Annotated in this window: 5 protein-coding genes; 2 read left to right on the top strand and 3 right to left on the bottom strand. The window is 62.9% G+C overall.

Going from position 1 to position 6,023, the window contains the following annotated elements; all coding sequences use genetic code 11:
- The first annotated feature begins 206 nt into the window (after positions 1 to 206).
- Entirely contained in the window at positions 207 to 623 is a 417-nt protein-coding gene (locus tag EN939_RS17650) for a MerR family transcriptional regulator (RefSeq protein WP_127269040.1), read from the top strand.
- 249 nt (positions 624 to 872) lie between these two features.
- Here the strand turns inward: EN939_RS17650 and EN939_RS17655 are convergent, their stop codons facing one another.
- Together EN939_RS17655 and katG are read right to left on the bottom strand one after the other, a co-directional pair.
- The gene (locus EN939_RS17655; RefSeq protein WP_127269044.1) at positions 873 to 1,430 is read right to left on the bottom strand and encodes a GNAT family N-acetyltransferase; all 558 of its coding nucleotides are present in this window, start codon (positions 1,428 to 1,430) and stop codon (positions 873 to 875) included.
- A gap of 181 nt (positions 1,431 to 1,611) precedes the next feature.
- The gene (katG, locus tag EN939_RS17660; RefSeq protein WP_127269041.1) at positions 1,612 to 3,807 is read right to left on the bottom strand and encodes a catalase/peroxidase HPI; all 2,196 of its coding nucleotides are present in this window, start codon (positions 3,805 to 3,807) and stop codon (positions 1,612 to 1,614) included.
- Between the two features lie 263 nt (positions 3,808 to 4,070).
- Between katG and EN939_RS17665 the strand changes: the two genes are divergently transcribed.
- Positions 4,071 to 5,024, top strand: a complete 954-nt coding sequence (locus EN939_RS17665; protein ID WP_127269042.1) for a hydrogen peroxide-inducible genes activator — start codon at positions 4,071 to 4,073, stop codon at positions 5,022 to 5,024.
- 19 nt (positions 5,025 to 5,043) lie between these two features.
- Here EN939_RS17665 and EN939_RS17670 read toward each other — a convergent pair whose 3' ends face one another.
- Entirely contained in the window at positions 5,044 to 5,757 is a 714-nt protein-coding gene (locus tag EN939_RS17670) for a DNA helicase (protein ID WP_127269043.1), read from the bottom strand.
- Between the last annotated feature and the right edge of the window lie 266 nt (positions 5,758 to 6,023).

Raw genomic sequence — 6,023 nt, forward strand, 5'->3', positions numbered from 1 at the left:
CCCACCGCCGTATCGATCTTGGCCGCGCAGGAGGCGCAGTCCATGCCGCCGATCTTGAACCGTGTCTGCCTGATTGTTTCCTGCTTGAGGAGCGTCGTCATCACATCACCTGCCTGTCTTGCCCGCGCGGCGTCGCCGTATGGTCTTGAATGCTGATGTCAGGCATTGTAATTGCTCTAGTGACTAGAGCTTCAAGAGGCAAATTCATGTTTTCCATCGGTGATCTCTCGCGCCGCACCGGGGTCAAGGTGCCGACCATCCGCTACTACGAGCAAATGGGCCTTGTTGCGGCACCCGAGCGCTCGGAAGGCAACCAGCGCCGCTATTCCAGGCAGGAGCTGGAGCGGTTGGCCTTCATCCGCCACGCCCGCGACCTCGGCTTCGCCGTCGAGGACATCCGCTCCCTGATCGAGTTGAGCGGCCACCCCGAGCAGCCCTGCGGCCACGCCGACAAGATCGCCGAGGAGCAACTGATCTCGGTGCGGGAAAAGATTGCCCAGTTGAAGCGGCTCGAGGCCGAGCTCGAACGCATCGCCACGTGCTGCAATGGCCAGACGGTCGGCGACTGCTACGTCATCCGCGCGCTATCGGATCATGCGCTGTGCGCCGATGAGCATGATTGAGAGGTTCGAAGGACAAGCTTACGCGTCAAAGTCGGCGCCGCCCCTCATCTGGCTGCCGCCATCTTCTCCCCGTAAACGGGGCGAAGGACGCTGTCATCAATGGTTTCGCCAATCGCCAACGTTGCAGAGATGGCACCGAGGTCGCGACCAGCCCCTTCTCCCCGTTTACGGGGAGAAGATGCCGGCAGGCAGATGAGGGGCGGCGGCGAGTTCGAAATGAGGGGGTGAACTCAATCCGACGAGATCGCCCTACAGCTCGATCCGGAACCGCAAGCTCTCCGCCCCGCCATAGGCGGCGTCCTCGAAAAAGCGTTCGACGAGCTTGCCGCCATTGGCCAGGATCACCTTGTGCGAGGCCGGATTGCCCGGCTTGGCGGTGATCTCGACGTGAGCCAGGCCGACCGCCCTCGCCTCCTCCAGCATCAGCCGCAGCGCCTCGGTGGCGTAGCCACGCCGTCGCTTCCACGGCACCACCGCATAGCCGATATGACCGAGCACATGCTTCGGCAATTCCGACGTGCCCTTCTGCCAGCGAAAGCCGATCGAGCCCGACGCCTCGCCGTCCCAGATCCAGCGGCGGAAGCCCGGTAGGCGCGGCACCTTTTTGCCGTCTGGCAAACTGATCGCGCCACCCTTGGCCTGGGGATCGTCGAGGTCGGCAAGAAAGGCCACGGGATCCTTTTCGATGGCCGCGAGCTGCTCGCGCGTCGCCTCCATCAGCCGCACATTGTCCGGCGACCAGCCGCGTTCGAGCGCCGCCTTGTAGGACGGCAGATGTTCGAGCGCGGGTTTGACGATTTCGATCATGGTGCACTGGCGGAGACGCGACACCGGCAAGATAGCATCCCTGCCCAGGAAGGCACGGTCCACCAAAGCGCAATCTCTTACGACAAGGCCGCGCTCCCATCGCTGGAAACGCGGCCCCGATCTCATGTCCTTGGGAGGATTGGCACTCCGGCGCGGCTGCGCCGGAGTGCCTTATGCGAGTTCAGGCAATGTCGAAGCGGTCGGCGTTCATCACCTTGGTCCACGCAGCGACGAAATCCCTGGTGAATTTCGCCTTGGCGTCCGCCGACCCGTAGACCTCGGCAAGCGCGCGGAGCTGGGCGTGCGAGCCGAAGATCAGGTCGGCACGGGTGCCGGTCCACTTGACCGCCTTGGTCTTGCGGTCACGCGCCTCGTAGACTTCGTCGGAGCCGGCCGCCGGATCCCAGACCGTGTTCATGCTGAGCAGATTGACGAAGAAGTCGTTGGTCAACGTACCCGGCCGGTCGGTGAGCACGCCGTGCTTCGACTTGGCCGTGTTGGCGCCGAGCACGCGCAGACCGCCGACCAGAACCGTCATCTCGGGCGCGGTCAGCGACAGCAATTGCGCGCGGTCGACCAGCATGGCCTCGACCGACATCGGCTGCTTGCCCCTGACATAGTTGCGGAAGCCATCGACTTTCGGCTCGAGCGCGGCAAAGGAATGGACATCGGTCTGTTCCTGTGAAGCATCCATGCGGCCCGGCGTGAACGGCACCTTGGTTTCGTGGCCGCCGTCCTTCGCCGCCTTCTCGACCGCGGCGACACCGCCGAGCACGATGAGATCGGCCAGCGAGATCTTTTTCCCGCCGGTCTGTGCCGCGTTGAACTCCTTCTGGATGGCTTCCAGCTTCGCCAGCACCTTCGACAGTTCAGCCGGCTGGTTGACGTCCCAATCCTTCTGCGGTGCCAGCCGGATGCGTGCGCCATTGGCACCTCCGCGCTTGTCGGAATTGCGGAACGTCGAGGCCGAGGCCCACGCAGTCGAGACCAATTCGGAGACCGACAGGCCCGATGCCAGGATCTTCGCCTTCAGCGACGCAATGTCCTGCTCGCCGACCAGTTCATGGTCGACCGCCGGGATCGGATCCTGCCAGATCAGCTCTTCCTTCGGCACGAGCGGACCGAGATAACGAACGATCGGACCCATGTCGCGATGGGTCAGCTTGTACCAGGCGCGGGCAAACGCGTCGGCGAAATGGTCCGGATGCTCATGGAAGCGCCGCGAGATCTTCTCGTAGGCCGGATCGGCCCGCAGTGCGAGATCGGTGGTCAGCATGGCAGGCGCGCGGCGCTTGGACGGATCGTGGGCATCCGGCACGGTCCCGGCACCGGCGCCGCCCTTCGGCGTCCACTGATGCGCGCCGGCCGGGCTCGTGGTCAGTTCCCATTCGAAGTTGAACAGATTGTCGAAGAAGTTGTTGCTCCACTTGGTCGGCGTCGTGGTCCAGGTCACCTCGAGGCCCGAGGTGATGGCGTCGCCTGCAATGCCGGAGGCGTGCTTGCTCGACCAGCCAAGGCCCTGCGCCTCGATGCTCGAGCCTTCAGGCTCCGCGCCCACCAGCGAGGCATCGCCGGCGCCGTGCGTCTTGCCGAAGGTGTGACCGCCAGCGATCAGCGCCACGGTCTCCTCGTCGTTCATGGCCATGCGCGCGAAGGTCTCGCGGATGTCGCGTGCCGAGGCCAGCGGATCCGGCTTGCCGTTCGGCCCTTCCGGATTGACGTAGATCAGTCCCATCTGGACGGCGCCGAGATGGCCCTGGAGTTCGCGGTCGCCGGAGTAGCGCTTGTCGTCGAGCCACTTGGTTTCCGAACCCCAATCGACGTCCTGTTCGGGTTCCCAGACGTCGGCGCGGCCGCCAGCAAAACCGAAGGTCTTGAAGCCCATCGATTCCAGCGCGACGTTGCCGGTGAGGATCAGCAGGTCGGCCCAGGAGATCTTGCGGCCATATTTCTGCTTGACCGGCCACAGCAGCCGGCGCGCCTTGTCGAGATTGGCATTGTCCGGCCAGCTGTTGAGCGGAGCAAAACGCTGCTGGCCGGCCCCGGCGCCGCCACGGCCATCGCCGATGCGGTAGGTGCCGGCACTGTGCCAGGCCATGCGGATGAACAGCGGCCCATAATGGCCGAAGTCGGCCGGCCACCACTCCTGCGAATCCGTCATCACCTGGTGCAGGTCCTTGATCACCGCATCGAGATCGAGCGACTTGAATTCCTCGGCATAGTCGAACTCTTCGCCCATCGGATCCGAAAGGTTCGATTGCTGATGGAGAACGCCAAGATCGAGTTGGTTGGGCCACCAGTCACGGTTGCTCCTGCTGGAGGATCCGTGTGCAACGGGGCATTTGCCGGCGCTGGGATCATCGGTCTGTGCGTCCATGTTCTTCTCCGATCGTGGCTGTGTTGAGCTGTTCAACTGCTGCGTGAACAGGGACGTTGGATGTCCCTGGAGGCGGTCCGTTTCATGGCTGGCGCGATGACCATATGCCCGATACGCGACCGAATATGTTGGATGTCCCGTTGCCGCGGGCATGCGCCTCACCAGGCGGTCCCGGCTGCTCCTCATCTTCGTTGCGACTCCTATAGCAAAGCCGCTTCATTAATTTAAGTTGGATTTCCTGATTACAGCGATAAGATGACATTATGACAAACCTGACGCTGAAGCAGTTGCGTTATTTCGAGGCGCTGGCGCGGCACAATCATTTCGGCCGTGCCGCCGATGCCTGCGCGATCTCGCAGCCCGCGATCTCGGTGCAGATCCGGGAGTTGGAGGAAACGCTTGGCACGGAGCTTTTCCAAAGAGGCCCACGCCAGGTCCGGCTGACCAATTTCGGCGAGGAATTCGCCTTGCGCGTTCGCGACATCCTGCGCTCGGTGGATGAGCTGACAGATCTGGCCCGCGCCTCGCGCGACCGGCTGGTGGGACGGTTGCGCATCGGGGTGATCCCGACGATCGCACCCTACCTTTTGCCTGCCATCATCGGCAACCTCGCCCGCATGCATGACGGGCTCGATATCCACGTGCGCGAAACGCAGACGCAGAAGCTGATCCAGGAACTGGCCGACGGCCGGCTCGACGCGGCCATCGTCGCCTTGCCGGTATCGGAAGCGTCGCTGACGGAAATCGTGCTGTTTGCCGAGAACTTCGTGCTGGTCCGGCCCGGCGAGGATGAGGGAAAGCCGGTGCCCAACCGCGAAATGCTGCGCGAGATGCGGCTGCTCCTGCTCGAGGAAGGCCATTGTTTTCGCGACCAGGCGCTGTCGTTCTGCAACATGCATTCGGTGCGCCCAAGGGAGTTGCTGGACGGCAGCTCGCTGTCGACCCTGGTGCAGATGGTCGGCGCCGGCGTCGGCGTCACCTTGATCCCCGAAATGGCCGTGCCGGTGGAGACGCGCTCGGCGGCGGTCTCTATCGCCCATTTCGCCAACCCCCAACCGTCGCGGACGATCGGCATGATCTGGCGCAAGACAAGCCCGATCGCCAAACAGCTGCTGCTTATATCCGAAGTGGTTCGCCAGGCGGCCGAAGCATTGCGCGCGCAGCACGGTTCGGCATCGGTTGCGCAGCCTCCGAATCTGCCGGCAGCGGCCCAATGAAGGCAGGCTGACCTGATCGTCAGCCTGCCGCCTGGAACCGGATTTCGCCCTTGTTGAGGAAGCAGGTCTTGTTGAACAGCGACAGGTCCAGAGCGTTCGGCAACCGCACATCGCTGATATCGGGACATGGCTTCTCCGCCGGATCGTATGACCGATCGATCTGCGAGATGAAGACGAGGATCAGTCCCCTGTCGCGGGCAAAGGCCTTCAGCGTGCGAACCTGCGCCATCAGGTCCGGGTTTTCCCGCTTCTGATCGAGCAGTTGCAGATAATCGATCACCACCAGCGTGCCGCGCGGCGCCGAACCCAATGCCTTGACGATATAGGCGGCACTGATGGCGTCGGAATTATCGAATGTGAACTGGTCGTTGAACTGCACCGGGTCCGCCCCGATGGCGTGAAACCGGTCCAGCACATCCCTTTGCGTATATTCGAGCGTAAAGAACACGCCGCGATGGCCTGATTTCATGGCTTCGACCGCGAGTTCGAGGCTCATCAGCGTCTTGCCGTTTCCGGGTCGCGCACCGACCAGAACCAGGTCGCCGGGCGCAAGTTGCGCAAACAGCATGCCGGCGGGCGCCGCCTCGGCTGCCTTGGCTGCAAGCAGGCTCCAGCTGGTGAACCCTTCCTGTGCTGCAACACGGTCGAGCGCTTCGTGCAGCGCAATCTTGCCCTCGCGAGACAAAAGCCTGGCTTGACGCTTGAGATGGTAGATGGGCGCGGACAACTTCATCGCAAAACCTCCTGGTGCGAGCCGTTTTTGCAATCCCTCCTTATGCCAAGTGCTCGAACAGTCGGTTCGGTGATTGGATAGCGCCCTGCATGAACGATGCTTTCCCGGCGGAGGGAGGTGGCGTGGGCCGCGCCAGAATCAGATGATAGCTCAATCCCTGCGTATCGAAAATCGCGGACCTCCAGGGATCAGGCTCCGGACTCGCGGCTCTTCACGATAGGAATTTTTTCTTGACTTCCTGCCCTCAGCTATGGTACATATTTGTC

The organism is Mesorhizobium sp. M7A.F.Ca.CA.002.05.1.1, from assembly GCF_003998335.1.
Taxonomy (GTDB): Bacteria; Pseudomonadota; Alphaproteobacteria; order Rhizobiales; family Rhizobiaceae; genus Mesorhizobium.

Bases quoted from the DNA above. Each gene is read 5' to 3' on its own strand.
- EN939_RS17665 (WP_127269042.1), top strand. From the start codon at position 4,071: ATGACAAACCTGACGCTGAAGCAGTTGCGTTATTTCGAGGCGCTGGCG.
- EN939_RS17655 (WP_127269044.1), bottom strand. From the start codon at position 1,430: ATGATCGAAATCGTCAAACCCGCGCTCGAACATCTGCCGTCCTACAAG.
- EN939_RS17650 (WP_127269040.1), top strand. From the start codon at position 207: ATGTTTTCCATCGGTGATCTCTCGCGCCGCACCGGGGTCAAGGTGCCG.
- EN939_RS17670 (WP_127269043.1), bottom strand. From the start codon at position 5,757: ATGAAGTTGTCCGCGCCCATCTACCATCTCAAGCGTCAAGCCAGGCTT.
- katG (WP_127269041.1), bottom strand. From the start codon at position 3,807: ATGGACGCACAGACCGATGATCCCAGCGCCGGCAAATGCCCCGTTGCA.